This is a genomic window from Brevibacillus sp. MCWH, assembly GCF_013096935.1.
Classification (GTDB): domain Bacteria; phylum Bacillota; class Bacilli; order Brevibacillales; family Brevibacillaceae; genus Brevibacillus; species Brevibacillus aydinogluensis.
This window is the reverse complement of record NZ_SDLF01000069.1, coordinates 1-788: the sequence shown is the minus strand read 5'-3', so window position 1 is coordinate 788 and position 788 is coordinate 1. Positions and strand designations below refer to the sequence as shown.

The following is a 788-nucleotide window of genomic DNA, read 5'->3' as shown; positions in this document are numbered from 1 at the left end:
TTTATACACTTATGAGGGATTTTAACGACCTTTCGCAATATGTGAATGTACAAAATGTGACGGCACTTAGCGGTTCGCGTGTACTCGAAAAAGAGGAAGAAATGGTGCCTTTCCAAGATGTCGATGAATACGGCTTAATCGGGGAAACAGACAATCCGAAATTCGTTCCAATCTCGTACTCTCTCAAAAAACGTGCTGGCATTTTACCTCTAACGAACGAGTTAATTGCTGATACAGACAAAAACATCGAGCAATACGTGACGAACTGGATCAGTAAAAAAGCTGTCGTTACACGAAATTATCACATCACGAACTTATTGAAGACGATGCAAAAACAGTCATTAGCTAACTTCGACAATATCAAAAAAGTTCTTAACGTACTATTGGTTCCAGCTATTAGCGCAAATAGCATCATTTTACCGAACCAAGACGGTTATCACTGGTTGGACGAGCAGAAAGACGCAAACGGACGCTACTTACTACAGGATGATCCGACTCAGCCAGGACGTAAATTGTTCAAAGGACGCCCAGTAGTAGTTGCTTCGAATCGTTTCTTGAAAACAGAAGGAACAACTACCTCATTAGCGCCAATCATTATCGGTGATTTGAAACAGTTAATTGTTGTATTTAACCGTCGTTTCTTTGAGCTAGCAAGTACAAAAGAAGGCGGAGATGCTTTCATTCGTGATACAACTAACCTTCGTACAATCATGCGTGATGACTATAAATTTTGGGATACAGGAGCTGCGATGTTTGGTCAGTTAGATGTTACCCAAACTGTCTAATGA

The 788-nt window shown here is 40.5% G+C and carries 1 protein-coding gene; it reads left to right on the top strand.

The features are described from left to right. Positions 1–785, top strand: a 785-nt coding sequence (locus ETC00_RS19385; protein ID WP_171567690.1) for a phage major capsid protein, incomplete at its 5' end; no start/stop codon positions are given. Positions 786–788: the final 3 nt, after the last annotated feature.